The organism is Rhizobium sp. SVR5-2C (genome assembly GCF_056755115.1).
In genome coordinates this window covers 1-1,205 of record NZ_JBNDHT010000291.1, presented here as the reverse complement: position 1 = coordinate 1,205, position 1,205 = coordinate 1, and the positions used below count along the sequence as shown (strand labels likewise).

At 61.4% G+C, this 1,205-nt stretch carries 2 protein-coding genes; both read right to left on the bottom strand.

The features are described 5' to 3' along the window. Positions 1-427: LON peptidase substrate-binding domain-containing protein (locus tag ACPYOI_RS35705; protein ID WP_481424129.1), on the bottom strand; the 427-nt coding region annotated here is incomplete at its 3' end. Between the two features lie 103 nt (positions 428-530). Further along, on the bottom strand, positions 531-1,205 hold a 675-nt coding region (locus ACPYOI_RS35700; RefSeq protein WP_481424128.1), incomplete at its 5' end, for a tetratricopeptide repeat protein.

Sequence of the window (1,205 nt, the reverse complement as noted above, 5' to 3'; positions counted from 1 at the left end):
CGGCACGATCGACGGCATCCTCCTCATCCCGTGCGGAAAGATCGGAAATGAAGGGAGCGATCCGGAAGCATCTAAAGGGCTCATGCGTCACCTTCTCGCCAAGCAACCGGAAACGGCAGACGCCCGTCAGCGAAATGATATAGCGCCCATCGCCCGTCTCCGCGAAAGAGGTGATCCGGCCGATGCAGCCGACGGGAGCAAGCTGGGGGTCGCTGACCTTCACCTCGCCTTCGCTGAGCGCAGGCTGAACCATTCCGATCAGCCGGTTGCCGGCGAGCGCAGCGTCGATCATCGTCAGGTAACGCGGCTCGAAAATATTCAGCGGAAGCTGCCCCGTAGGAAGGAGAAGAGCACCCGACAGCGGAAACACGGCGATCGAATCTGGCAGATCGCCGGGCTTTAAATATCTGGCATTCCCGACTTGCATCAACACTCGTCCCGCATTCGCCCGCCCCGGAGGAACGATCCTCCTGCCCTGGCTCTGAAATGTGGGGCCCTTCCCTAAAAACGCAAGGGCAAGGTTTGTAAAGTTATGAGAACAACATCGCAGAAAGCTTGCGGCGCGCTGCCACCGTCGCCGGATCCTTGAAACCCCAAACATCGAAGAACTGCAAAAGCTGCCGGCGCGCACCGTCGTCGTCGAAAGTCCGGTCCTTGCGCATGATGTACAGCAGGTGGTCTGCCGCCTCGTCGCGCTTGCCTTCCACGTTGAGGATCTTCGCAAGCTTCATGCGGGCTTCGTGGTTATCCGGATCACGCGCGAGATCCTGTTCCAGGAGAATGGGATCGCCAAGCTTGCGGGCCTCTTCGATCTGGTCGAGCTTTGTGAGGACCGCTTGAATGGCTGCGTCCTTGGCAAGCTCCTCCGGCAGACCGGTCAGCGCTTCACGAGCGCGCTGATGCTGGTTGGCTGCAATCATGCATTCGGCCATGCCGGCAAGCGCCTTGGCATTTTCCGGTTCAGCTTGCATCACAGCCCCATAAAGCTGCGCGGCACCGTTGACATCGCCCGCCGCCAGAAGCCCGGCCGCCTCCTCGAGCACCGCTTCGATTTCTGCCGCCTGATCGGCACCGGCAGGACCGGCAAGGCGGTCGATGAACTGGCGAACCTGGCTTTCCGGGACGGCACCCATGAAGCCATCGGCGGGACGGCCCCCAGCGAAGGCGATAACTGCGGGGATCGACTGGATCCCGAGTTGGCCGGC